Annotated in this window: 22 protein-coding genes; 14 read left to right on the forward strand and 8 right to left on the reverse strand. The window is 61.6% G+C overall.

Annotated elements, in window-relative coordinates; all coding sequences use genetic code 11:
- Positions 1-329 precede the first annotated feature (329 nt).
- The 5 genes from J5Y06_RS01780 to J5Y06_RS01800 all read left to right on the forward strand — a co-directional run bounded on the left by J5Y06_RS01780 (position 330) and on the right by J5Y06_RS01800 (position 5620).
- Positions 330-797: a MerR family transcriptional regulator gene (locus J5Y06_RS01780; protein WP_209333393.1), complete on the forward strand. Its 468-nt coding sequence runs from the start codon at positions 330-332 to the stop codon at positions 795-797.
- Between the two features lie 99 nt (positions 798-896).
- Positions 897-2693 (forward strand): acyl-CoA dehydrogenase C-terminal domain-containing protein, encoded by a 1797-nt coding sequence (locus J5Y06_RS01785; protein WP_209333394.1) that lies wholly within the window; start codon positions 897-899, stop codon positions 2691-2693.
- Between the two features lie 141 nt (positions 2694-2834).
- The gene (locus J5Y06_RS01790; protein ID WP_209334323.1) at positions 2835-3941 is read left to right on the forward strand and encodes an acyl-CoA dehydrogenase family protein; all 1107 of its coding nucleotides are present in this window, start codon (positions 2835-2837) and stop codon (positions 3939-3941) included.
- 3 nt (positions 3942-3944) lie between these two features.
- Positions 3945-4400 (forward strand): OsmC family protein, encoded by a 456-nt coding sequence (locus J5Y06_RS01795; protein WP_209333395.1) that lies wholly within the window; start codon positions 3945-3947, stop codon positions 4398-4400.
- 11 nt (positions 4401-4411) lie between these two features.
- Positions 4412-5620: an acetyl-CoA C-acetyltransferase gene (locus tag J5Y06_RS01800; RefSeq protein ID WP_209333396.1), complete on the forward strand. Its 1209-nt coding sequence runs from the start codon at positions 4412-4414 to the stop codon at positions 5618-5620.
- A 37-nt stretch (positions 5621-5657) separates the two neighbouring features.
- Here J5Y06_RS01800 and J5Y06_RS01805 read toward each other — a convergent pair whose 3' ends face one another.
- A complete protein-coding gene (locus J5Y06_RS01805) occupies positions 5658-6461 on the reverse strand; it encodes an EAL domain-containing protein (protein WP_245247519.1) in 804 nt (267 codons plus the stop codon).
- Between the two features lie 125 nt (positions 6462-6586).
- Between J5Y06_RS01805 and J5Y06_RS01810 the strand changes: the two genes are divergently transcribed.
- The 4 genes from J5Y06_RS01810 to J5Y06_RS01825 are packed head-to-tail and all read left to right on the forward strand — an operon-like array spanning position 6587 to position 10893.
- Entirely contained in the window at positions 6587-8803 is a 2217-nt protein-coding gene (locus tag J5Y06_RS01810; protein ID WP_209333397.1) for a 3-hydroxyacyl-CoA dehydrogenase NAD-binding domain-containing protein, read from the forward strand.
- 6 nt (positions 8804-8809) lie between these two features.
- Positions 8810-9391: a thioesterase family protein gene (locus J5Y06_RS01815; RefSeq protein ID WP_209333398.1), complete on the forward strand. Its 582-nt coding sequence runs from the start codon at positions 8810-8812 to the stop codon at positions 9389-9391.
- A 42-nt stretch (positions 9392-9433) separates the two neighbouring features.
- Complete coding sequence (locus tag J5Y06_RS01820) at positions 9434-10072, forward strand: LexA family transcriptional regulator (RefSeq protein ID WP_209333399.1); 639 nt, start codon at positions 9434-9436, stop codon at positions 10070-10072.
- Positions 10073-10074: 2 nt separating this feature from the next.
- Positions 10075-10893: a thermonuclease family protein gene (locus tag J5Y06_RS01825; protein WP_209333400.1), complete on the forward strand. Its 819-nt coding sequence runs from the start codon at positions 10075-10077 to the stop codon at positions 10891-10893.
- A 17-nt stretch (positions 10894-10910) separates the two neighbouring features.
- Here the strand turns inward: J5Y06_RS01825 and J5Y06_RS01830 are convergent, their stop codons facing one another.
- Positions 10911-12566, reverse strand: coding sequence for a lysine--tRNA ligase (locus tag J5Y06_RS01830; protein ID WP_209333401.1), 1656 nt, complete (start codon positions 12564-12566; stop codon positions 10911-10913).
- A 229-nt stretch (positions 12567-12795) separates the two neighbouring features.
- Between J5Y06_RS01830 and cysG the strand changes: the two genes are divergently transcribed.
- Genes cysG through J5Y06_RS01850 form a run of 4 tightly spaced genes read left to right on the forward strand, consistent with a single transcriptional unit; the run spans position 12796 to position 16807 of the window.
- On the forward strand, positions 12796-14232 hold the full coding sequence (gene cysG / locus J5Y06_RS01835) for a siroheme synthase CysG (protein ID WP_209333402.1): 1437 nt from the start codon (positions 12796-12798) through the stop codon (positions 14230-14232).
- Positions 14233-14241: 9 nt separating this feature from the next.
- Entirely contained in the window at positions 14242-14547 is a 306-nt protein-coding gene (locus J5Y06_RS01840) for a DUF2849 domain-containing protein (protein ID WP_209333403.1), read from the forward strand.
- A gap of 33 nt (positions 14548-14580) precedes the next feature.
- Positions 14581-16254 carry a nitrite/sulfite reductase gene (locus J5Y06_RS01845; RefSeq protein ID WP_209333404.1) on the forward strand — a complete coding sequence of 558 codons (1674 nt, stop codon included), beginning with the start codon at positions 14581-14583 and terminating at the stop codon, positions 16252-16254.
- Position 16255: 1 nt separating this feature from the next.
- Complete coding sequence (locus J5Y06_RS01850; protein ID WP_209333405.1) at positions 16256-16807, forward strand: DUF934 domain-containing protein; 552 nt, start codon at positions 16256-16258, stop codon at positions 16805-16807.
- Here J5Y06_RS01850 and J5Y06_RS01855 read toward each other — a convergent pair.
- Both J5Y06_RS01855 and J5Y06_RS01860 read right to left on the reverse strand, forming a co-directional pair.
- The gene (locus tag J5Y06_RS01855; protein WP_209333406.1) at positions 16800-16997 is read right to left on the reverse strand and encodes a hypothetical protein; all 198 of its coding nucleotides are present in this window, start codon (positions 16995-16997) and stop codon (positions 16800-16802) included. The genes J5Y06_RS01850 and J5Y06_RS01855 overlap by 8 nt on opposite strands.
- A gap of 160 nt (positions 16998-17157) precedes the next feature.
- Complete coding sequence (locus tag J5Y06_RS01860; protein WP_245247520.1) at positions 17158-18264, reverse strand: flavodoxin family protein; 1107 nt, start codon at positions 18262-18264, stop codon at positions 17158-17160.
- Between the two features lie 123 nt (positions 18265-18387).
- On the opposite strand from J5Y06_RS01860, the gene ku (J5Y06_RS01865) reads away from it, so the two are divergent.
- Positions 18388-19209, forward strand: a complete 822-nt coding sequence (gene ku / locus J5Y06_RS01865) for a non-homologous end joining protein Ku (RefSeq protein ID WP_209333407.1) — start codon at positions 18388-18390, stop codon at positions 19207-19209.
- 3 nt (positions 19210-19212) lie between these two features.
- Here the strand turns inward: ku (J5Y06_RS01865) and ligD are convergent, their stop codons facing one another.
- The 4 genes from ligD to gyrB form a co-directional block, all read right to left on the reverse strand.
- Positions 19213-21795 carry a DNA ligase D gene (gene ligD / locus J5Y06_RS01870; protein WP_209333408.1) on the reverse strand — a complete coding sequence of 861 codons (2583 nt, stop codon included), beginning with the start codon at positions 21793-21795 and terminating at the stop codon, positions 19213-19215.
- 2 nt (positions 21796-21797) lie between these two features.
- A complete protein-coding gene (gene ku, locus J5Y06_RS01875; RefSeq protein ID WP_209333409.1) occupies positions 21798-22673 on the reverse strand; it encodes a non-homologous end joining protein Ku in 876 nt (291 codons plus the stop codon).
- 70 nt (positions 22674-22743) lie between these two features.
- Positions 22744-23286, reverse strand: coding sequence for a DNA-3-methyladenine glycosylase (locus J5Y06_RS01880; RefSeq protein WP_209333410.1), 543 nt, complete (start codon positions 23284-23286; stop codon positions 22744-22746).
- 27 nt (positions 23287-23313) lie between these two features.
- The gene (gyrB, locus tag J5Y06_RS01885; RefSeq protein ID WP_209333411.1) at positions 23314-25758 is read right to left on the reverse strand and encodes a DNA topoisomerase (ATP-hydrolyzing) subunit B; all 2445 of its coding nucleotides are present in this window, start codon (positions 25756-25758) and stop codon (positions 23314-23316) included.
- Between the last annotated feature and the right edge of the window lie 125 nt (positions 25759-25883).

The following is a 25883-nucleotide window of genomic DNA, read 5'->3' on the forward strand; positions in this document are numbered from 1 at the left end:
AGCAGCGGTTCGAATCAGAAAACAGTGTGTTTCCCGACACGCGATCCTGAACAATGCGTTACCTGCATCCTCCGGACCGCCGACAGTCGCACCATTCCCGCCATATAGTTAACAGGGCGTTAAGCGGCGTCGCCTTCGACGCTCCGGACGCATAGGAGCCCTTCGCAAATGCGGGTTCCGTTGCGTTGCATACGGGTAGGTTCAACCTATATAAACGAGGAATCGGACCACCAGACTTGCAAGCTTGCCAAGGCCGACGGCGCTTCTCCGCGTTGCTTCGGCATCCGGTCCGTTCGTGAACCCACACCAGCAGAAGAACAAGAAAAACAATGGCACATATCAGCGACCGCATTCATGCGGACGAACAGCTTCCTGTTGAGTTGAGTGCAGACGGCGAACACGATTTCGGTGATGCGCGGCGCATCGGCGACGTGGCCAAGGAATTTGGCGTTTCACTTCGCACCCTTCGCTTCTACGAGGACAAAGGCCTGCTTGATCCCGAACGTGTTGGCAGCATGCGTTTGTACCATCGCCGCGATCTTTCCCGCTTGCGGCTGATCCTGCTGGGCCGAAAGGTTGGGTTTTCCCTGCGCGAGGTCAAGCAACTGATGGATCTTTACGATCCGAGCGGCACCAATTTGCGGCAGATGAAGGCGGTGGTTGAGCGGTCGACACGGCAGCTCGGGCGGTTGGAGAAGCAGCGGGCCGAGCTCGATTCGGCAATTTCCGCCCTGCAGGACGTCATCACCACCACGCGAGAAAAGCTATCGGCTCTGGCAAACTCGAAGCCGAACTAGCGGCGCTTCTATTGACGTTTACGCAAACGTCAATATTTTAGCTGGCCGGGCAGGCATCGGTGCGCCCGCCCTATTCCAGTTGAGTTCCGGAGGTCGACGATGCCTGTGTTCCGTGCGCCCGTAGAGGACACCAAGTTCATCCTCCGGGATGTGCTTGGTTTGGCTCGCTACAGCAATGTGGCAGGCTTTGAGGAAGCCACGGACGACGTGGTGGATGCCATTCTCGAAGAAGGCGCGAAGCTTTCGGAAAACGTGCTTCACCCGTTGAACCGGGTTGGCGACGAGCAGGGCTGCACGCGCAGCGACGATGGCGCGGTCACCACCCCTGCCGGCTTCAAGGACGGCTATGATCGCTATCGTGAAGGTGGCTGGATGGGTCTCGCCGTACCGGCTGAGTTCGGCGGCCAGGGTCTGCCTTACACGCTCCATACGGCGGTTGCGGAATATATGTCGTCAGCCAACATGGCCTTGATGATGTATCCGGGGCTGACCCAGGGCGCGATTGCCGCCATCGTCGAGCATGGATCCGAGGAACAGAAGGCCACCTACCTCCCGAAGATGGTGGAGGGCACCTGGACCGGCACGATGAACCTGACCGAACCGCATTGCGGCACGGATCTCGGCCTGCTTCGCACCAAGGCCATGCCAGCCGGCGACGGCACCTACAGGATTTCCGGCCAGAAGATCTTCATCTCGGCCGGTGAACACGACATGGCCGAAAACATCATCCACCTCGTGCTGGCCCGCATCGAGGGCGCGCCGGCCGGCGTGAAGGGCATCTCGCTGTTTATCGTGCCCAAATACAAGGTCACAGCCGACGGCGGCGTCGGCGAGCGCAACACGGTGTCGTGTGGCTCGCTTGAAGAAAAGATGGGCATCCACGGCAATTCCACGTGCGTCATGAACTATGACGAAGCCGAAGGCACGCTGATCGGCGCCGAGAACGGCGGCCTGAAGGCCATGTTCGTGATGATGAACGAAGCACGCCTCGGCGTGGCGTTGCAGGGCCTGGCGGTCGGCGAGATCGCTTACCAGAACGCGGTGGCGTATGCGCGCGAACGCCTGCAGGGCCGCTCTCTGTCTGGCGCGAAGAACCCGGACAAGGCCGCCGATCCCATTATCGTGCATCCGGATATCCGCCGCTCGCTTCTCACCATGCGCGCCTACACCGAAGGCGGACGGGCACTCCAGCTTTGGACTGCGCTGAAATCGGATCTCGCCAACCGGGCGGAAGACGAGAAGGAGCGCGAACAGGCCGACGATCTCCTGAGCCTGATGACCCCGGTGGTGAAGGGCGTCCTTACAGACAAGGGCTTCGACCACGCGGTTGCCGCGCAGCAGGTTTACGGCGGCCACGGCTATATCGAGGAACATGGCATGAGCCAGTTCGTTCGGGATGCCCGCATCGCAATGATCTATGAAGGTGCCAACGGCATCCAGGCGCTGGATCTGGTTGGCCGCAAGCTCGGCATGAATGGCGGCCGCGCTGTTCAGGCCTTCTTCAAGGAAGTCGGCGCGTTCTGCGAGGAGAACAGGTCGGACGAACAGATGGCGCCGTTCACCAAAGCGCTGAAAAAGGGGCTCAACGATCTGCAGGCGGCCACCATGTGGCTGGTGCAGAACGCCATGCAGAAGCCGGATAATGCGGGTGCCGCATCCACCGACTACATGCACCTCTTCGGCCTGGTCGCGATGGGCTATATGTGGGGCCAGATGGCGAAGGCAGCACAGGAAAAGCTGGCTGGCGGCGCAAACGGATCTTCGTCGTTCTTCGAAACGAAGCTTGTCACTGCGCGCTTCTTCAACGAGCGGGTGTTGCCTGAAACGGCAACGCGTCTTGCGCGCATAACGGCCGGCGCCGATACTCTGATGGCGTTGCCCGAAGAAGCCTTTTGATCTAGGAACGGCAGCATTCGCCTAACATGCGTTAGGTCGAAATCTGCCGGTTCTTGAGCTGATCTGGAGGAGACAGTCTTGTCCGAAGTTGCCACCATCCTGGGACTGCCGACGCCTCGCTGGGCGCAAGACGATGTCGCCATGTTGTACGACATGTCGGCGCGGTTTCTGAGCGAGGAGATCGCACCGCGTTACGATGAGTTCGAGAAGAACGAGATCGTCGACAAGGAAAGCTGGCGCAAGGCCGGCGCCGCGGGCCTGCTGTGCGCATCGGTTCCGGAAGAATATGGCGGCTCGGGCGGCACTTACGCGCATGAAAGCGCCATTGCGGAAGCGATCGGGCATGTCGGCGTGGATGGGTTCGGCATCGCGCTCCACAATGCGATTGTCGCTCCTTACATCGTTCATTACGGCTCGGAAGAACAAAAGAAGCGGTGGCTGCCGCGCATGGCGACCGGTGAGCTGATCGGCGCCATCGCCATGACGGAACCAGGTGCGGGATCCGACCTTCAGGGCGTGAAAACCAACGCGCGCAAGGAAGGCAACCAGTATACGCTCAACGGCTCCAAGACCTTTATCACGAATGGTCAGAACGCCAACCTAATCATCGTTGTCGCCAAGACGGACCCGTCCAAGGGTGCCAAGGGCACGTCGCTGATCGTGGTGGAAACCGACGAAGTGGAAGGCTTCGAGCGTGGCCGCAACCTCGACAAGGTCGGCTTGAAGGCGAACGACACATCCGAGCTCTTCTTCAACGACGTGCGCGTGCCGACCGCCAACCTCCTCGGCACCGAAGAGGGGCAGGGATTCATTCAGCTGATGCAACAGCTGGGACAGGAGCGGCTCCTGATCGGCGCTCAGGCCATCTCGATGATCGAGCGGGCGCTTGCGGTCACCATCGACTACGTGAAGGAGCGCAAGGCCTTCGGTAAGTCGATCCTCGATTTCCAGAACACGCAGTTCAAGCTGGCGGAGCTGAAAACGGAAGCCAGCATCGGCCGCGTCTTCTACAATGATTGCGTCCAGCGCCATCTTGATGGTGGGATCGACGCCACCACCGCATCCATGGCGAAGTACTGGCTGACCGACCTGCAGTGCAAGGTGGTGGACGAGTGCGTCCAGCTGCATGGCGGCTACGGCTTCATGAACGAATATCCGATCGCCCGCATGTTCCGCGACGCCCGCGTCCAGCGCATTTATGGCGGCACCAACGAGATCATGAAGCTTTTGATCGCCCGGAGCCTTTGAGCCATGTCCACGCATACAGCCACGATCCGGTGGAAGCAGGACGCCGACGATCATTTCAACCTCGGCCGTTATACGCGGGTTCACGAGATCGCGTTTTATGGCGGTACAACCATCCAGGCTTCCGGTGCACCCGGCAACGTGCCGGCCCAGTTCTCATCCGAAATGGCGGTCGACCCGGAAGAACTGTTTGTCGCCTCGTTGTCGTCCTGCCACATGCTGTGGTTTCTTGATTTCGCCCGGCGTGCGGGCGTCGAGGTCCAGTCCTATGAAGACCAGGCCGAAGGCGTCATGGAAAAGGGCGCCGACGGCCGCATGTCGATCACCAAAGTCAGCTTGCGCCCGCGTATCGATGCCACTGCGCCTGCCGATCAGATCGCTCAACTTCACCACCAGGCGCATGACGCCTGTTTCATCGCCAACTCGGTGAAGACGGTTGTGACCGTCGAACCGGCCTCTTAGGGATCAAAACCATGGCTGATGCTTATGTTTACGACGCCGTCCGGACGCCCCGCGGCCGCGGCAAGAAGGATGGTTCGCTCCACGAGGTGCCTGCCGTGCGCCTTGGCGCCAAGGTGCTGGAAGCCGTGCGCGATCGCAATAACCTCGACACGGCGCAAGTGGACGATATCATCTTCGGCTGCGTTGATCCGGTCGGCGAAGCCGGCTCTGTGATCCCGCGTTCGGCCGCTTTCGAAGCCGGCTACGATTTCAAGGCGCCGGGAATGCAGATTTCTCGCTTCTGCGCGTCGGGGCTCGACGCCATCAACCTCGGCGCGGCCAAGATCGTCGCGGGCTCGGACGACATCGTGATCGCCGGCGGCGTGGAATCGATGTCGCGCGTTGGCATGGGCATGTCCGGCGGCGCTTGGTTCATGGATCCGTCCGTCGGCTTGCCAGGCTGGTTCATGCCGCAGGGCGTGTCAGCCGACCTGATCGCCACGAAATACGGTTTTTCGCGCGATGACGTCGATGCCTATGCCGTGGAATCACAGAAGCGCGCCGCCAAGGCTTGGGAACAAGGTCGCTTCAAGGATTCGGTGGTGCCGGTCACAGACCAGAATGGCGCGGTGATCCTCGACCGTGACGAGCACATGCGTCCTTCCACGGACATGCAGAGCCTCGCTTCGCTCAACGCGTCCTTCGTGATGCCGGGCGAGATGGGCGGTTTCGACGCCGTGGCCGTGCAGCGCTATCCCGAACTCGAAGGCGTCAACCACGTCCACCATGCCGGCAACTCGTCGGGCATCGTGGACGGTGCGGCCGCCGTGTTGCTTGGCTCCAAGAAGGCCGGCAAGGCGATGGACCTGAAGCCGCGGGCGCGGATCAAGGCTTTCGCAAATATCGGCTCGGAACCGGCCATGATGCTGACCGGCCCGGTTGATGTCACCGAAAAGCTCCTGAAGCGGGCCGGCATGAAGCTGTCGGACATCGACATCTTCGAATTGAACGAGGCCTTCGCCTCCGTGGTGCTGCGCTACATGCAGGCTTTCGACATCGATCCGGATGATATCAACGTCAACGGCGGCGCCATTGCCATGGGCCATCCGCTCGGCGCGACAGGCGCCATGATCTTCGGCACCGTGCTCGACGAGATGGAGCGGCGCGACCTCAACACCGCGTTGGTGACCCTGTGCATCGGTGCTGGCATGGGCACTGCCACCATCATCGAGCGCGTCTAAGCCCATGCCTCTCGTCGCGTTCCGAAACGAGCAGCGTTCAGGCCGCCTGCCTGAACGCCCGTTCCGTTTCGGGCGCGAGCCCCGGCAGGCTTTCAAAGCCCGGCTTGGCAAACCAGTAGCCCTGGAACAGGGAAACGCCGGCCGCCTTCAAAACAAGGAACTCGGCTTCGGTTTCGATGCCTTCCGCGAGGACCTCAATGTCGAGCGTCCGGGCGATATGCATGAGGCCACCGATGATCGCCTGGCGCGCCCTGCTCGTGTCGATGCCGCGGATCAGATCCATATCAAGCTTGATCAGGTCCGGCTGGAACTCGGCCAGGAGCCCAAGCCCGGCATAGCCGGCGCCAAAATCGTCGATAGCCGTCACGAAGCCTTGGCGACGATATTCCTCGATGATCGACTGCAGGTGCCCGGTATCACGGACCATCTCGTTCTCCGTGAACTCGAACATGATGGCTTCGCGCGGAAACTGGTGCTTGCGCGCCGCAGCCAGCGTCGCCCGCAGGCAGGCCGACGGCTCGTAAACGGCATTGGGCAGGAAGTTGATCGACAAGCGCGGCGGCTTGCCCGCGCCTTCCGGGTAGAGCCGCGAGGCAAGCTCGATTGCCTTGACCCGGCACGCCTGATCGAACTTGTAGCGCTGCTCAGGCTGAACGCGGTTCAGTATCGACGCCGCGCCCTCGCCGCCCGTTCCGCGGATCAGCGCTTCATAGCCCCAGACTGCCGCTGTTCGCGTGTCGAAGATCGGCTGGAAGGCCATGGTGAAATCGAAATCGAGTTTGACGCCGGAATGGCATCCCTGGCAGGCGTTCAAAGCCATGATCTCCTTGTTCGGTGCCATGCATCAAAAGCGCTAAGTCCTTGCGGAAGCTTCAACAAACGCAAGATTTCGCCGGCATCTGATCTTTTTCGGATCCGAACTTATCAAATGTTATCCAATCAACGCGAAGAAGAGGCCCGAAGCTCATGACCTTTGTGAACTTCACCGTCGAAACGGATGCCGATGGCATCGCGCTTGTCACTTGGGACATGCCGAACCGCTCCATGAACGTCTTCACCGAAGAGGTGATGCAGGAGCTTCAGGCAATTATCGACCAGGTGGCATCGGACGATGCGGTCAAGGGCGCCGTGATCACCTCGGGGAAAAGCAACTTCTCGGCCGGCGCCGACCTCACCATGCTCAACCGCATGACGGGCGAGTTCGCCCGCCTTCATGCGGAGGACCATGCCAAGGCGGTGGATTTCCTTTTTGACGTCGGCGGCGCCATGAGCCGGCTGTTCCGAAAGCTGGAAACATCCGGCAAACCCTGGGTGTCTGCCATCAACGGCATCTGCATGGGCGGCGCTTTTGAATTGTCGCTGGCGTGCCATGGGCGTGTGGTGGCGGATTCCGACACGGTGAAGATCGCCCTGCCGGAAGTGAAGGTCGGCATTTTCCCCGGTGCAGGCGGGACCCAGCGCGTGCCGCGCCTGACCAACACGCAAGATGCGCTCCAGATGCTCACCTCCGGCCAAACGCTGTCGGCAAAGAAGGCCAAGGGCATGGGCCTGGTGCATGAAGTGGCCGCAGCGGACACCATCGTCGCCACCGCGAAAAGCATGATCAAGAACGGACTGAAGCCGGTCCAGCCGTGGGACGAAAAGGGCTTCAAGCTTCCAGGTGGGCCGGTTTACTCGGCTGCCGGCGCCAATCTGTGGCCACCAGCGATTGCGATCCTGCGCCGCGAAACAGCCGGCAATTACCCGGCCGCCGCAGCGATCCTGAAATGCGTGTATGAGGGCTTGCTGGTTCCGTTCGACACCGCCCTGAAGATCGAGCTCCGGTATTTCGTGGAGATCCTGCAGACCACGGAAGCGGCGATGATGATCCGCTCGCTTTTCGTTTCCCTGCAGGAGCTCAACAAGGGCGCGCGCCGCCCGGCGGGCCAGCCGGAAAGCAAGTTCACGAAGATCGGCGTTCTGGGCGCTGGGTTCATGGGGGCAGGCATCGCCTATGTCACGGCCAAGGCCGGCATCCCGGTTGTGCTTCTTGACCGCGACATGGATGCCGCCAACAAGGGCAAGGCGCATTCGGAAGGCTTGATGGACGGGCTCATCAAGAAGAACCGCGCCACGGCCGAAGACAAGGACAAGCTTTTGTCCTTGATCACGCCAACCGCGGATTATGCCGACCTCGATGGCTGCGACCTCATCGTCGAAGCCGTGTTCGAGGATTCCGAGATCAAGAAGGCGGTGACCGAAAAGGCGGAAGCGGTGATCGCAAAGGATGCGATCTTTGCGTCCAACACCTCCACCATCCCCATCACCAGTCTGGCGAAGAATTCGGCGCGCCCGAAGAACTTCGTCGGTATCCACTTCTTCTCACCGGTCGACAAGATGAACCTGGTGGAAATCATTCTCGGCAAAGAAACCGAGGACAAGGCCGTCGCAGTCGCGATCGACTACGTCCGCGCGATCAAGAAGACGCCGATCGTGGTCAACGACACACGCGGGTTCTACGTGAACCGTTGCGTGCTGCGCTACATGTCGGAAGCCTACAAGATGCTGATCGAAGGCATCCCGGCTCCGATGATCGAGAATGGCGCCAAGCTCGCCGGCATGCCGGTCGGGCCGCTGGCGCTGACCGACGAAACCGCCGTGGACCTCGCGCAGAAGATCATGAAGCAGACGGTGCGCGATCTCGGCGAAAAGGCCGTGGACCCGCAGCAACTCGCCCTGATCAACACGATGGTCGACAAGCATGGTCGCTTCGGCCGCAAGAACGGCAAGGGCTTCTATGACTATCCGGCAAAGCCCGCGAAGAAGTCGCTGTGGCCGGGCCTGAAGGACCTTTACAAGCAGAAGAAGCCCGAAGACATCGACATCGAGGAAATCAAGCAGCGCCTTCTCGTGACCATCGCGTTGGAAGCGGCGCGGGTGATGGAAGAAGGCATCGTGACCGATCCGCGCGAAGCGGATGTCGGCTCCATCCTCGCTTTCGGCTTTGCGCCCTACACCGGCGGTGCCCTGTCTTACATCGACGGCATGGGCGTGGCCAAGTTCGTGAAGCTCGCCAAGACGCTGCAGAAGAAGTACGGCGCGGACTTCAAGGCGCCGAAGCTCCTGCTCGACATGGCCGACCAGGGCGAAACCTTCTACACGCGCTTCGATCCGTATCAGGGATCTGAAAAAGAAGCGGCCTGAGCTCCGATGTATGTTTGGGCACGGCTGGCGCGCACGCTTCTTTCCGGAAGCCGGCGCGGAGCCTACCGGATGGGCGGCGAAAGCCGCCTCCGGTTCCGCTGCCTGCCGTCCGACATCGACAGCAACCTGCACCTGAACAACGCCCGCTACATGATGCTGGCCGATGTCGGCCGCATCGACATCTTCAACCGCAGCGGCATGATCAAGCTGGCGCGGGCGCAAGGCTGGGCGCCCATGCTGGGCGGCCTGCAGAGCGTGTTCGTGCGCGAAATTAAGCTTTGGACCCGCTTCGAACTCGTTTCCACGCTCGAAACATGGGCCGGCACTCAGGTGATCGGGCGCCATCGCTTTGTGCTCGACGGCAATGTCACGGCCGCGATCGTGATGACCACCGGCGGTGTCTACGACCTCGCCAACCGCCGTTTCGTGCCCATTCAAGACCTGGTGGATCGGCTGGACGCCGAGGTCACTCCCCGGCCGCCCTCGGAAGCGGAAGAGATCTTTATGTCGTCGCATGCGGGGCTGCGTGCCATCGCCAAGGCGGAGGGTGGAAAGCCTACCCTAGACAAGGAGAAGCGAGCGGGCTAAACAGCGAATCAGGACTTTTTTCCTGTTCACGAGACGCCTGCAATGCTCTCCCACGAAAAGGTCTGGGCGGCAATCGACGCGCTGGCGGCGCGGCACTCGCTGTCTGCCTCGGGTTTGGCAAAGCGCGCCGGTCTTGATTCCACGGCCTTCAACAAATCGAAGCGGCAATCGGTCGATGGTCGGCCACGCTGGCCTTCCACCGAGTCCCTTTCCAAGATCATGGCCGCCACGGGGGCGTCGCTGGACGAATTCATGCGGCTGGTGAACAGCCTGCCAGATGGCCTTTCTGCGCAATCGCAGGCGGTCCCCGTTCTGGGTTTTGCGCAAGCCGGCGCTGGCGGCTTTTTCGATGATGCAGGATTTCCGACCGGCCAGGGCTGGGACAGCGTCGATCTGCCGACGCTGCTGCCTAAAGGCGGGTACGCGGTGGAGGTGCAGGGGGATTCCATGCTGCCGCTTTACCGCCACGGCGACCGGCTCATCGTGGATCCCGGTGCCATCATGCGCAAGGGCGACCGGGTGGTCGTGAAAACCACGGGCGGCGAGGTGATGGCCAAGGTGCTGGCGCGGCAGAACGCCCAGGCGGTCGACCTTCATTCCCTCAACCCCGCCCATCCAGAACGCACGGTCCCGGTGAGCGAAATCGAGTGGATGGCGCGCATTGTTTGGGCGAGCCAATAGCGATGCAGCGGCGTTTGGGTTCAGCCCAGCACACCGCCCTGATCGGCGGCGGGCTCCTCCTGTTCAGCGCAGCGATCTTTGTGTCCGGTCAACAGATCAAGGCGCGCGAAGCGGCACCCGCGTTTAGCGTTGGCGACGCCGTGTCTGAGACGTCAGATGAAGATGCGGCCGCCATGGCTGAAGCGGCCGGCATCGTGGACCAAGATCCCGCACCGACGGATGATGGCGGCGCAGTTGTTTTCCTCGATCCCGCCGAAGAGGTCGCATCCGCCGCGACCCAGCCGGCGGCCGTGGACGAGAACTGGACGGAAAAGCTCCTTTACCGGCCGGTTCCCACCGCCGCGGGACTGCTGCAAGCCCAGGGCTACAACATCGAACTCGACGGGCTGACCCCACTTGATCCCGATGAACGGTGCACGGGCTCGGATGGCCGTGAATGGTTTTGTGGAGCCGCGGCACGAACCCAATTTCGCAATTTCCTGCGCGGGCGCGCCTTGTCTTGCGCCGTTCCAGACGAAGCGCCGGCTGCGCCAGTGGTGACACGCTGCACGGTAGGCGGCGAGGATCTCGGCACCTGGCTTGCCGCGCAGGGCTGGGCACACGCAGAAGAGGGCGGCCCGCTCGCGCAACTCGGTGAGAAGGCGCGTGAGGCGGAACACGGCATTTATGGCAACAAGCCGGCTCTTCCGCCTGTGGTGATCGAGCCCGGCAGCGCCGCCCCGCCACCTTCCTTCACCGGACCGGCACTGGTGGCCCCCAACCGAACCGCACCGCTGCGGGAAGGCAACTTTCCGCCGCCGCCTTCCCTGCCCTCGCAGTAAAGGGTCAGCTCAAAGGGTCAGGCGAGCGTGCCGTCCAGCGCCTTGGCGATCAGAGCCCGCGTTTCCGCAATGCCGTACAGGGCGGCAAACGAACCGAAGCGCGGCCCGCGCTCCTGTCCGATCAGCACCTGATAGATCATCGCAAAGAACACGACCGACACGCCCGGCCCGCCTTCCGGGCTCTTTTTCGTGTGATCCTGATAGCGCTCGATGCGACGCGCGACATTCAGCGCGGCGTTCTGGATCGCTTCGCCGTCCGAGCCGGCGGGCAGTTCGCCCAGCGTTTTTGACAATGCAGTCAGCGCTTCGCGCTCGACCTCGTCTGGCCCGCGGAAGCTCTTGGTCGGCTTCACGAAATCATCGAAGTAGCGGATGGCGTAGCCCGTCAGCCGGTCGAGCTCGGGATGCGTTTGCGCCGTCACGCCCGGCGCGTAGCGGGAAATGAAGCCCCACAGCACCGCCTTGTCATGTGCATTGGAAGCGCTGACGAGGTTGAGCAACAGCGCAAACGGCACCGGCAGCTCAAGATCCGGCGGGTTGCCGTTGTGAATATGCCAGACGGGGTTGTCGAGCCGTGCCTTGGCGTCCTGCCGGCGGTAAGCCGACAGGTAGGTGTAATACTCGTCGACCGCCTTCGGGATCACGTCGAAGTAAAGGCGCTTGGCCGTGCGTGGCTTCTGGAACATGTACAGCGACAGGCTCTCGGTCGGCGCATAAGCCAGCCACTCGTCGATGGTGATGCCGTTGCCCTTGGACTTTGAGATCTTCTCGCCCTGCTCATCCAGGAACAGCTCGTACACAAAATGCTCGGGCGGCTTGCCGCCCAGTATGGCGCAGATCCGGTCATAGATCAGCTGGTTGGTCTGGTGGTCCTTGCCGAACATTTCGAAATCAACGTCGAGGGCGGCCCAGCGCATGCCGAAATCCGGCTTCCATTGCAGCTTTACGTTTCCTCCGGTGATGGTCAGCGTGGTTTCCTCGCCGTCCTCGTCATCGAAGGTGATCGTGCCAGCTGCCGCATCCACCGCCTTCATCGGGACGTAAAGAACGCGACCGGACTTGGGTGAGATCGGCAGAAATGGGCTATAAGTCGCCTGGCGTTCGGCCCCCAGCGTCGGCAGCATCACCTTCATGATCTGGTCGTAGCGCTCGGCGGCCCGGATCAGCATCGCATCGAAGCGACCGACCTTGTAGTAGTCGGTTGCGCTGGCGAACTCGTAATCGAAGCCGAAGGTATCGAGGAAGCGCCGCAGCATTGCATTGTTGTGGTGGCCGAAGCTCTCGTAATCGCCTCCGAACGGGTTCGGCACCACGGTCAGCGGCTTGTGCAGATGCGGCTGAAGGAAGGCGCGATCAGGGACATTGTCCGGGATCTTGCGCATGCCGTCCATGTCATCGGAAAAGCAAAGCAGCCGCGTCGGCACCTTGTCTTCGGTCAGCACGCGGAAGGCATGGCGCACCATGGTGGTGCGCGCGACTTCGCCGAAGGTGCCGATATGCGGCAGGCCGGATGGGCCATAGCCCGTCTCGAACAAGATTGCGGCAGGCCACTCCCTCCCCTCGTAGCGCTTGATGATCTTGCGCGCTTCTTCAAACGGCCAGGCTTTGCTGACGCCTGCTGCCTCAAGAAGCGCCGGATCAATCTGCAAGCTGGTGGGAAGCGCGGAAGCCATGGTCGAGTTCCTGATAGGGGAAGGCGTTCGCTTAAGCGGCCAGGTGGATGGCGTCAATGCAACAGCCCTCGCCAGCCGCTTGCGGATTGGGGCAAGCCGAACGAAACATCTCCCCTTCAGCGGGAAGATTGGAAAACCAATCGTGTCCGGCCTTCAGCGTCGGCACGATGTTTCTTCAATCCGCTGCCGTTTCCCATCATTTTTGGAGCTCAACTTCGGAAGCCAAACCATGCCCGCAGCCAGCCAGCCAGCCAAGCTCGCCGCCTTCCCTTTGTTCATGAAGGTGGATGGTCGCCGCGTGGTGATTGTCGGGAGCGGCGCGGAAGCCTTGGCCAAGGCACGCTTGCTCGGCCAGTCCAGCGCCGAAATCGTTGTTGTTTCTCCCGAGGTGCCGGAGCCGGATCTCGCGGACTGGATTGCTGCCAATGGGGCCGTTCACCGCCACCGCCCGCTCCTGAAAGGCGATCTCCAGAACGCGGTGATGCTTTTCGCCGCCACCGGAGACGAGGCGACCGACGCGGCCGCCGTTGATCTTGCCAAGGCGCATGGGATTTGCGCCAATGCGGTTGATCGGCCTGCCTTGTGCGACTTCTTCACGCCGGCCCTCGTGAACCGCGCTCCCGTCGCGATTGCGATCGGCACGGAGGGCGCCGGGCCAGTGCTGGCACAGATGATCCGTTCGCGCGTGGAAGCGATGTTGTCGCCATCTCTGGGCGCGGCGGCTCAGATGGCTGCGGGATACCGCCACCTCGTGGAACGCTTCGTGCCCAAAGGCTCCGCACGGCGGCGGTATTGGAGCGACTTTTTCGAAGGCGAGCCAGCGCGGCTGCTCGAGATCGGCCATGCCGATGAAGCCAAAGCCGCGGCGAACGACTTGCTCGCGCGACGCCGCGATCTTCCAGGCCATGTGGCGCTTGTTGGCGCAGGCCCCGGCGCCGAGGACCTGTTGACGTTGCGCGCCCACCGCCTGCTGATGCAGGCCGATGTGATCGTTCATGACGCGCTGGTTCCCGACGCGGTGGTCGCAATGGGCCGCCGGGATGCCGAGCGCATTCCTGCCGGCAAGCGCAAGGGCTGCCATTCCAAAACCCAGGCCGAAATCAACGCGCTCCTGGTGACGCTTGCCCAAAACGGCAAGCAGGTGGTGCGCCTGAAGTGCGGCGACCCGCTTGTTTTCGGGCGCGCCGGTGAGGAAATGCAGGCGCTTCGGGATGCAGGCATCTCCTATGAGGTGGTGCCGGGCGTGACCTCCGCCTTCGCTGCGGCCGCTGACTTCGAGCTGCCGCTGACCTTGCGCGGTGTTTCGTCCTCGCTGGTATTTACCACTGGCCATGATCTGCGGGGGAATGCCTTGCCTGACTGGGCGAAGCTCGCCATCGGCGGGGCAACGGTCGCGGTTTACATGGGGCGCTCGATCGCCGCCGAAGTGGCAGAACGCTTGATGGACGCCGGCTTGGCGGCAGATACTGCGGTGGCGGTGGTGGAAAACGCCAGCTACGCCCGCCGGCGCATGTTTCATGGGACCTTGGCTGATCTGCCTACGCTGGAACGTCGCACCGACCTCGATGGCCCTGTCATGACCATCATCGGCGATGCGGTGGCGGGCGCCAATTTCAGCAAATCCACGCCGCTCAGCACCCGCACGCTCGTGCCCGTCGCTGCCTGAGGAGAGCTCATGAAGATCCTGACCGCCAACCGCCTGGTCGACGGCGAAGTCGTTTGGCTTGCCCCCGATGGCTCCTGGGCAACCGAGCTGCAGTCGGCCGAGGTGGTCCAAACGCCGGAGGATGAAGCCCGGCTCCAAGCCGCAGGCAAGCACGCGCTGGCCGCAAGTCTGGTTGTGGACGTCAACCTTGTTGAGGTCTCGATTGCAGACGGAACCATTCGCCCGAACCGCCTGCGCGAACAGATCCGGGCGCTTGGACCAACCACTCATCCGAGCCTCGGCAAGCAGGCCCGCTCCGCCTCTCCCCACGCGTGAGCGCGATCGTCAACTCGTTGGAAAGTGCCTTGAATGTACCGCTACGATGAATTCGACCATGCCTTCGTGGACGCACGCGTTTCCGAGTTCAGCGACCAGGTAGCGCGGCGGCTGAGTGGCGAGATCACGGAAGACGCCTTCAAGCCGCTGCGGCTCATGAATGGCGTTTATCTTCAGCTGCACGCCTACATGCTGCGGATCGCAATTCCCTACGGCACCCTGTCGTCTAAGCAGATGCGCATGCTCGCGCATATCGCGCGCACCTACGACAAGGGCTACGGCCACTTCACGACGCGCCAGAACATTCAGTTCAACTGGCCGGCCTTGTCAGACATTCCCGCGGTACTGCGCGATCTCGCTTCGGTTGAGATGCACGCGATCCAGACGTCCGGCAATTGCATTCGCAACGTCACGGCCGACCATTTTGCCGGTGCTGCCGCAGACGAAGTCGCCGACCCGCGCCCTTATGCGGAAATCCTTCGGCAATGGTCGTCCGTTCATCCGGAGTTCTCATTCCTGCCGCGCAAGTTCAAGATCGCCGTAACCGGTGCGGAGCGGGACCGCGCGGCCATCCAGGTCCATGACATCGGCCTGCACCTGAAGAAGAACGCGGCGGGCGAACTGGGCTTTGCGGTTTATGTGGGAGGCGGCCAGGGTCGCACGCCCATGATCGCCAAGAAGATCCGTGACTTCCTGCCGGAAAAGGATCTTCTTTCCTACACCACGGCAGTGATGCGCGTGTACAACCTGCATGGTCGCCGCGACAACAAATACAAGGCGCGCATCAAGATCCTGGTGCATGAAACCGGCACCGAGGAACTGACACGCCAGATCGAGGCGGAGTTCGCCCACCTTGTCGACACCGAATTGAAGTTGCCGGACACCGACATCCGCGCGATCGAACGCTATTTTGCGCCGCCAGTCCTTGTGGAGCGGCCGGACGGCGAGGCGATCCTCAAGCAGGCGCAGCTCGACAGCCGCGGCTTTGCCGAATGGCTCAAGCAGAACGTCGTAACCCACCGCCACCCAGACTACGCGGCCGTGACGATCTCCCTCAAGGGGGTCGGCGAGATTCCCGGTGACGCAACGGATGTGCAGATGGACGCCGTGGCAGATATCGCGGAGCGCTACGGTTTCGACGAGTTGCGCGTCAGCCACGAGCAGAACCTGATCCTCCCGCATGTCGCGCGCGCCGATCTCAAGGCCGTCTACGATGCGCTGGTGGAAACCGGGCTGGCAACGGCCAATTCCAACCTGATCTCCGACATCATCGCCTGCCCCGGGCTCGACTTCTGCGCGCTGGCCAATGCCCGCTCGATTCCCGTGGCGCAGGATATTTCACGGCGCTTCGCATCGCTGGAGCGCCAGCGCGAGATCGGCGAGTTGAAGCTCAAGATTTCCGGATGCATCAACGCCTGCGGCCATCACCATGTGGGCCATATCGGCATTCTGGGCGTGGAGAAGAAGGGCGCCGAACTTTACCAGATCACGCTCGGCGGTTCCGGCGACGAGCACACGTCGATCGGCGAGATCGTGGGTCGCGGGTTCGCGCCGGAGGAAGTCACCGACGCGGTGGAAACGGTGGTCGAGACCTATCTGGGGCTTCGTTCAAGCCCTTCCGAGCGCTTCATCGACGCCTATCGACGCGTTGGCGCCGCTCCCTTCAAGGAAGCGCTATACGGCACCACCGACGCAAAGGCCGCCTGACATGACAACGATGGAAGCACAGCATCCGCGTCTTTGGAGGCGGGACGGATTTCGCGCCACGGATCCTTGGGTCTATGCCGAGGATGCAGGCGTCGCGGATGGCTCGATCGCCGACGGCGTGATCCTGCCGCTCCCAGTATTCTTGAACCTGGATGACACCCGACGCGATGCCCTTCTGGGACGCCTAGGGGTTGCGGTGCAGCCCGGCGAACCGCTGGACGATCTCGTGCCGCATCTGGCGCAGATCAAACTCGTTGCGCTGGCGTTCCCAGCGTTCAACGATGGGCGCAGCTTTTCCAAAGCGGAGCTGCTGCGGGAGCGTTACGCTTTCGGCGGCACCCTCCGCGCCACAGGCGACGTGCTGATCGATCAGATCCCACACATGCTGCGTGTCGGTTTCACGGAGTTCGAGGTGACCAACCCGGTGGCCATCCGGAGACTTGAACAAGGCCGGATCGGCGGCATACCACAGCACTATCAGCCTGCTGCAGTGTCGGAAGCCGAAGGGCCCGCCTATGCCTGGCGGCGATTGGGGACGTCGGCTGTCAGCTGAGCCGACGCTGACCTTCTACCTGTTCCAAACGGGCAAGCAAATGCTCGATCTCTTCGGGGAGCGAGCGATCCGTCTTCATGTTCGGAAGATTTCGCAAAAACCGAGCATTGGCTTCGGTACGAATCTGCCGACGCAGATTAGCTGAACCCGCCATATCTATGCCCTTCTTCACGTTTGGCTGCGTCATCATTCCGTAACTCCTGATACTCTGGAAACTCTATGAGTTTGGAACGGTTCCCCGGCCGTGAGCAGGGATTTCTACTTTGCGCAGCACAGAGTAAAATTTTACTTAAATAATTTCGGATGCTCGGAGGGGCGCCAATCGCCCCTTCGAAACCTTCCTGTGGCCCTTATTTCTGACGCGGCTCTTCCAAGCTTGAGCCCGGCACCGGCAGCTGGTTGCGGTGTTTCAAATGCACCGCTTCGGCAAGCGTACGGGCAACTTTGCGCACCTCGTGCTGGAAGGCATCATCTTCCTCGTATTCCACGTGGCTGGTGGCATAAGGCTTCCAGTAGCCAATATAGCGGTCGAGCGAACTGTCCGGTCCGGCTGCAACCATTTTGATCGAGGTAAACCAGTCAACAAGCGAGCGTCGCACGTTCTCCGTGCCTTCGGCGTCGCCATGCACCACAACCGAAAACAAGCGACCCTCGAGGTGACGCGGGTAGTCCCAGCCATCCAGTTCCAGCGCCTTGGCTTCTTCCGCATGCTTGCCGTGGGTTGAAGTCGGGTCGGGGTTGCCGCCATCGGCGCAAACAAGGCGATCCATCATGAGCTTCAACGGCGACGTTGCCTGATACCAGTGCACCGGCGTGATCACCATGACGCCATGGGCCCGAACCCACATCGGGTAAATGTCGTTCATCCAGTCGTGTATCTGGCCGAGCGAGTTGTTCGGATAGCAGGAGCATGGCCAGTGGCAGAGTGGCGCTGCGGTTGAGAAACAGGCCTTGCAGGGATGGATGGTGCGCCCGAACTCGGAAACGGTGCGGGAAAGATCCAGCGTTTCGACAACGATCCCTTCTTCTGCGAACACTTGCAGCGCGATCTGATGCATGCGCCAGGTCTTCGACATTTCGCTCGGGCAGGTGTGTTCCGTGCGCGGCGACCCGTTGACGATCAGAACGCTTGGCGTCGATGCCGTTTCGTGCTGGTGCTGCGCGTGCCCGATCGCATCGCGGGCTGCAATCCACTGCACGGAAAGGTCATAGTCCGGATCCGTGTAGTCGGAGCCGGCCTTCTGTGTGATCGGACTTTTGCGCTGGTCCTTGTAGGCGTCCCAGGCGACCTGCGTAATCTGCTCGATGTGATCGCGCAGCGGGTCGAAGGCTGGATCAAAGAAGTGCTCGCGATAGCGCTCCTTGAACACCGTTTCCGGCAAGCGGGGGCTTGGCATCCCTTCACGAATGGTAGGGACGGGGCGGGAGCCGGAAAACGGCAGCTTCGAGTTCGGCATGCAAAATCCTTCTTTGTATCTTCGCGTAGAAACGGATCAAATCCCTCCGCAGTTGCGCCTTCATCTTTCCAGGCGGCGCGGAGCCGCTACCTTCTTCCACAACAAGAGATCGAGAAGCACAGCATGGCCCCGCGTTCGTTCTGGAAAGGCTATCTCAAACTGTCCCTGGTGACGTGCCCCGTCGCCATGACACCGGCGACCACCGAAAACGCCAAGGTGCGGTTCCACACGCTGAACCGCACAACGGGCAACCGCGTGGTCAGCCAGTATGTGGATTCGGTCACCGGCAAGGCGGTGTCGGATAAGGACGAGGTGAAGGGCTATCCGCGTGGCGAGGACGAATATGTGATGCTCGAGGACGAGGAGGTGGAGGCCGTGGCTCTCGACACCACCCGCACAATCGACATCGAGATGTTTGTGCCAAAGGATACGATTGGCCTGATCTACTACGACAAGCCGCATTTCCTCGTGCCCGACGATGAAGTTGCGGAAGAAGCCTATTCGGTGATCCGCGACGCGATGGCCGAAACGGGCAAGGTCGGCATTTCGCGCCTCGTGATGTACCGCCGGGAACGCGCCGTTCTGCTGGAAGCGCGCGACAAGGGCATCATCCTTTGGACGTTGCATTATGGCGACGAGGTGCGCGACGAGGCCGCTTACTTCGAAAAGATCGGAAACGCCAAAGTCGACTCCAAGGAGTTGACGATGCTGAAGAAGGTCATCGAGGAGAAAACGGCTGAATGGAACCCGAAGCTCACAGAGGATCCCGTTCAGGACCGGCTTCTCGAAATCATCGAGGCCAAAAAGAAGGGGCGTAAAGCCAAGCCAAAGAAGAAGGCCGGCGCGCCAGAGGAGAAAGGCGGCTCCAACGTCATTTCCATCATGGATGCGCTGAAAAAGAGCCTCGAAAGCGAAGGCGGCGGCAGCAAGAAGACCAGCAAGTAGCCGTCAGCGCCGCTTGCTCGGCAATTTGGGAAGGAGTTGCGCTGCCTTGCGGAAATCCGCCCAGGGATCGCTCCCGCGGTTGGCAACGTGCGCCGGCGCATTCTCAACCGTGAAGCCATCCGGCCGGATGTTCGGGCCAAGCTCGTCCCAGGCAACAGGCATAGAAACCGCTGCTCCCTTTCGCGCCCGGCTCGAATAAGCAGCCACGGCCGTCGCGTTGCGACCGTTGCGCAGGTAGTCCACCAGGATCTTGTTCTTGCGCTTCGACTTGGTGATCACCGAAACGAACTCGTCCGGACTGTCGGCGGCCATCGACTCGGCTATCTGCTTCGTGAAGGCCTTTGTCGTATCCCAATCCGCCTTCGGCTTCAGGGGCGACACGACATGCAAGCCCTTGCCGCCGGACGTCTTTACAAAAGCCGCCAAGCCCAAGTCTTCGAAGCGCGCCTTGATTTCGCGCGCCGCGTCGCAGATGCGCTCCCATGAAACACCCTCGCCCGGATCAAGGTCCATGATGATCGTGTCCGGCTGTTCCAGCTTCTTGATCGTCGAACCCCAGGGATGCAACTCGAGCGCGCCGGCCTGAACCAGACCGATCAGTCCCTCCAGAGCTGAGATCATGACGAGCGGTTCTTCGCTCGCGTCGTCTTGCGGATCCTTGAACAGCTTGATTGCTTTGTTGGCGCCTCGCCAAACGTGCTTTTGAAAAAAGCATTGGCCGTTGATCCCGTCCGGGCAGCGCAGCAGGGCGAGAGGTCGGTCGACCACGAAGGGCGCCATTGCCTCCCAGACCTCGGCATAATAGTTGGCAAGACCCTGCTTCGTGACGCCATCATCCGGCCAGTACAGGCGGTCGGGATGCGTGAGCTTCACACTCGACGGCAGCTCGGGCGTCGTGCGGGTTGCGACAGGTGCGGTCACAGCAGCAGCATCCTCCCTGACGACCTCTGTGGCGGGCTTGTCTTCGCGAAGGCCGCGAAAGGAAGCATGACGCAGATGCCCGTCTCCCGTCCAGCCGCGAAACTCGATTTCTGCAACCATCACCGGCTCCAGGAACACCACGTCCTTTCGCTCGGCAGCTGCGAGTTTGCCGGCAAACGAACTTGTCTTGCGCTGAAGTGGCTGGAGCCTCTTGTAAAGTTCAGCCGCAGTCTCGCGGGAATAGCCGGTGCCCACGCGGCCGATATGCTGAAGGTCACCGTTGTCGTAGACGCCCATGACCAGCGAGCCGATCAGGCGCTTGTCCACGGTTGACGGCACGTAGCCGGCGATTACCGCCTCCTGTCGGCTTGAGCATTTTGCCTTGACCCAGCTTTTCGATCGGCCGACGGGATAAGGATCGTCGGCCAGCTTGGAGATGATCCCCTCGAGATTGAGCTTGCAGGCATGCGCCTTCACAACCTCGCCGTCTTCGGTGAAGTGGCTGGAATAGCGCAGCGGGTCACCTGCGGAGGCGAGGATCTCTTCCAACGCGGCCTTGCGGTCGAGCAACTTGGCTTTGCTGAGGTCCTGCCCATCAAGATGCATGAGGTCGAAGGCATAATAGATGAAACGATCCCTGCGGCCGGCGCTGAGATCAGCTTGCAGCGCGGAAAAGTCGGAAGCCCCGCTCGCGCCTTCGACGACCAGTTCGCCATCGATCAGGGCACTCTGAACGTGAAGCGCCGCCAGGGCAGCGACAACGGGATCACCGAACTTTTCGGTCCAGTCGAGACCGGTCCGGGTCAGAAGTTGCACCTTGCCCTTATCGATCCGGGCTTGGAGGCGATAACCATCGAACTTGATCTCATGCACCCAGCGCCCCCCCGCCGGTGCTTTGGTGACTAGGCTTGCCAATCCGGGCTGGAGGAACTCAGGAAGAGCGCCCTTCTCCGCCGCCGGAACCTTCCGGATGCCTGTCTGCTTCGCTTCAACAGGTGACGCGTTCTTTGCGGCCGCGCGCGGCTTGCTTGGCTGCTTCTCTGCGGTCTTGCGCGGCGTCTTGATCTTCCCGGTCTTGGATGACCAGCCCGGCGCTTCTCCAGCAATCTCGTCCAGGTCGCGTCCGGTCTTCACGGATTCTGGCCGCTCCTGTAGGATGTCGCCTTCGTCGAGCGGACGCGCTTCGCCGTCATGCGCCTTGATCAGGAGCCAGTTGTCGCGCTTTTCGCCACGCCGACGCGGCATGCGTACCAGATGCCAGCGGCCTTGGAGCTTTTCACCGTCGAGCTCGAACTCCAGATGCCCTTTTGCCAGTCCCTTGTGGGCGTCGTGTACCGGCGACCAGGTGCCGCGGTCCCACAGCAACACAGTGCCGCCGCCATACTCCCCCTTGGGGATGGTCCCTTCGAAGTCGCCGTAGTCCAGCGGATGATCTTCGGTCTGGACAGCCAGCCGCTTTTCATCGGTGTCGAGGCTTGGGCCGCGCGTGACAGCCCAGCTCTTCAAGACCCCGTCGAGTTCGAGCCGCAGGTCGTAATGGAGGCGGGTCGCATCATGCTTCTGGATGCAGAAGCTGTTTGCTGTCAACTTTGCCTTTGAGACCCGCCCGCGCGGTTCGGCGGTTCGCGTGAAGTCACGCTTTCGCTTGTATTCTTCGAGTGCCACGATCAGGACGCCTTACGCTGCGGCTCAGCCTTGGCTCGCTGCCCTTTCGCCGCTGCGACCTTCTTGCCGCGTGCGGGCTTTGCAGCGGGCTTGGGCCCCTTGCCGCTTGCTTCGGCACTGCGACGGAGCGCATCCATAAGGTCGATGACCTTTGCGGGTGCCTTGGGCTTCTCGATCTTGATTTCGCGACCTTCGGCCTTCGCCTTCACCAGCTCCGCCAGGGCGCTTTCGTAGCGGTCGTCGAAGCTCTTGGGGTCGAACTGCCCACTCTTGGTGTTGATGATATGCTTGGCGAGTTCGAGCATCTCGCCCTCGATCCGCATCTCCGGGATGTCGGCGAAGGCTTCCTCGGCAGAGCGCACCTCGTAGTCGAAGTTCAGCGTGTTGGCGATCAGACCGTCACCTTGCGCGCGGATCAGGATGTTCCGGACGCGGCGAAACAACACCGTTTGGGCGAAGGCCGCAGACTTCGACTTCGCCAACCCGTCGCGGATCAGGGCAAACGCCTCCTGTGCACTCTTGTCCGCGGGAGCAAGGTAATAGGGTCGATCGAGAAAGGTGTCGTCGATCTCGTCGCAAGGCACGAAGGCTTCCACCGCAAGGGTCTTGTCGCTTTCAGGCACCGCGCTTGCGACCTCGTCGGGCTCGAGCGTGATGTAGTCGCCTTGGCCAACCTCGTAGCCCTTGATCTGGTCGTCCTTTTCCACCGGCTTGCCGGTTTCGGCGTCCACAAAGGCGCGGCTGACGCGGTGGCCCGTTTTGCGGTTCAGCGTGTGAAAAGCAATGCGCTCGGATGTCGAGACGGCGGTGTAGAGCGCCACCGGACAGGACAATGCGCCGACCTTGAGAAAGCCCTTCCAGTTCGCCCGTGGTGCCACAATAAACACTCCTGCACTCCCTTATAGAAAGACGCAGAAGTTGAATCGTTCCAAGGCTTTGCGGCAGTGCCTAGAATCTTTTGCTGAGGTAGGGTGAATCCTTGATGCCAAAACGCCAGGGGTGATCGGCCGCCTTGGTGATCCCGATCCGCGGTCCGGCCACGACAGCCCCGCTTGGGGGGTAGTGACGCAGATTGAAGGGCGCCGCATCTAGCATCGTGCCATCCAGCGACCGATCGATGTCCAGGCTTTGGCACAGCTTGCCTGGGCCGGAGCACAGCAGGCGCTTGGACTCCAGCCCCCGCCGCGCGCGCATGGCTTCCAGCCCGAGGGTCGGCTCCAGCGCCCGGATCAGCACCGCGCTGCCAGGCAGGCAGGTGATGTTGAAGCACCAGTGAATGCCATAGGAGCGGTAAACATAGGCCGTGCCTGGTGCACCAAACATCGCCCGGTTGCGCTGCGTTTCTCCGCGAAACGAGTGCGAGGCCGGATCGTCCGGCTCATAGGCCTCTGTTTCGACGATGATCCCGCCTGTTTCACCGACGGCGAGAACGCAGCCAAGAAGATCCGGCGCCACCGCAACGGCCGGACGCGCGAAGAAGTCGAGCTTCATGATCGACTCGTCACCACGCCTGCCCGATCAAACGTCGAGGTTGGCCACCGACAGCGCGTTATCCTGGATGAAATCGCGTCGCGGCTCCACATCGTCACCCATCAGGCGGGCAAACAGGGAGTCCGCATCGGTGGCATCGTTGACCTTCACCTGCAGGAGCGAGCGGACATTGGGATCCAGCGTGGTTTCCCAAAGCTGTTCCGCGTTCATTTCGCCGAGACCCTTGTAGCGCTGCATGGTGAGACCCTTGCGGCCTGAGGCAAACACAACGTCGAGGAGTTGCATCGGTCCAGAGATCGTTTCGTTGATCTCCTTGCGGCGTAACACAGGGGACGTGTCGTAGATGTCCTGCAGGCGCTCGGCGTAGCGATCAAGCGCGCGCGCATCGGCCGACTGAAGCAGACCGCCGTCGAGGACAGCCGCTTCCTTCACGCCGCGAACCGTTCGCTCGAACACAAAGCCGCCGGCGCCCTCGTTGGAGGGGTTGATGCGCCCGGTCCAGCCCCGTTCCGTTTCTTCTGAAACGGCGTCCAAACGTTGCGCGATCTTTTCTGCCAAAGCCGTGGCACGGCCCAGATCGTTGAACAGGTCGGGCTTCAAAGCGCCCGCAATAGCTGCCTGCTCGACCACGATCCGGTTGTAGCGGGAATGAAGACCGTTGATCAGACCACGGATCGCAAGAGCGTCACTTACCACAGCGTCGAGATCACCGGCAGCCCGCACTTCCCCGGAGCCGAGCGTGAGCGTGGCGTCTTCCAAGCCGTTGTTGATGAGGTATTCCTCGAAAGCGGCCTGGTCCTTGAGGTATTGGGAGCTCTTGCCGCGCGCCACCTTATACAGCGGAGGCTGCGCAATATAGAGATGGCCGCGCTCGATCAGCTCCGGCATCTGCCGGAAGAAGAAGGTGAGCAGCAGGGTGCGGATGTGGGCGCCGTCGACATCGGCGTCCGTCATGATGATGATCTTGTGGTAGCGCAGCTTGTCGGCGTTGAACTCGTCCTTGCCGATGCCCGTGCCAAGCGCCGTGATCATCGTGCCGATCATCTCGGATGACAGCATGCGGTCGAACCGCGCACGCTCCACGTTGAGGATCTTGCCGCGCAGCGGCAGGATTGCCTGGTTCTGACGCGACCGCCCGCCCTTAGCGGAGCCGCCTGCCGAGTCACCCTCGACGATGAAGATTTCGGATTTCGCCGGGTCCTTTTCCTGGCAATCCGCCAGCTTGCCCGGCAGGGAGGTGATCGACAGCGTGCTTTTGCGCGTCATTTCGCGCGCCTTGCGCGCGGCTTCGCGCGCGGCGGCCGCCTGGATCACCTTTTCGATCAGCACCTTGCCTTCGGAGGGATGCTCTTCGAGCCACGTCCCGAGCGCCTCGTTGACCAGGCTTTCCACCACCGGCCGCACTTCCGAGGACACAAGCTTGTCCTTGGTCTGGGAGGAGAACTTCGGGTCCGGCACCTTGACGGACAACACGGCCGTCAATCCCTCGCGGCAATCATCGCCGGTGAGGGAAACCTTCTCCTTCTTGGTCAGGCCGGAGCTTTCGCCATAGCCGGTCACCTGGCGGGTCAACGCAGCTCTGAAGCCGGCTAAGTGTGTGCCGCCATCGCGCTGCGGGATATTGTTGGTGAAGCACAGCACGTTCTCGTGGTAGCTGTCGTTCCACCACATCGCGACTTCCACTGTAATGCCGTCGCGCTCGGCGCGGATGGAAATCGGCGCGGGGATCAGCGCCTTCTTCGCGCGATCGAGATATTTCACGAATTCTTCCAAGCCGCCCTCGTAGAGCAACTCGTTCGACTTCACGTCGGCATGCCGACGGTCGGTGAGGAGGATCCGCACGCCAGAGTTCAGGAACGCCAGCTCGCGCAGCCTGTGCTCCAAGGTGCCGTAGTCAAACTCCACCATGGTGAAGGTCTGCGGCGACGGCAGGAACGTTACTTCGGTGCCGGTGTCTTCGCCCGCATCGCCTGTCACCCGAAGCGGGCTGTCTGCGTCGCCATGGGTGAAGCTCATCTCATGGATTTGGCCCTTGCGGCGGATCTTCAGCTTCAACCAGACCGAAAGCGCATTCACCACCGAAACGCCAACGCCATGGAGGCCGCCGGAGACCTTGTAGGAATTCTGGTCGAACTTGCCGCCCGCATGGAGCTGGGTCATGATGACTTCAGCAGCCGAAACGCCTTCCGACGAATGGATGTCGGTCGGAATGCCGCGCCCGTTGTCGGTTACGGTGACCGAGCCATCGGCGTTCAAGGACACCGTCACGAGGGTCGCGTAGCCCCCCAATGCTTCGTCGATCGCGTTGTCGACAACCTCATACACCATGTGATGAAGGCCCGAACCATCATCGGTGTCGCCGATGTACATGCCGGGCCGCTTGCGAACGGCATCGAGGCCCTTGAGGACCTTGATCGATTCGGCACCATATTCGGCGCTTGCGCCGGAATTGACTTCTGGCTGTGCTGACATGAAAGACTTTCGTTGCAAAGCTGTGTAGGAGGCACAGATCCGAGGTCGCTCGAATCGGCCTGAAATGTCCTGTCAATATAGTCATTTTCCTCGCCTTTTCCAATCGGACGAGCACTTTCGCACAG

This window comes from Tianweitania sediminis (genome assembly GCF_017813335.1).
Lineage (GTDB): Bacteria > Pseudomonadota > Alphaproteobacteria > Rhizobiales > Rhizobiaceae > Tianweitania > Tianweitania sediminis.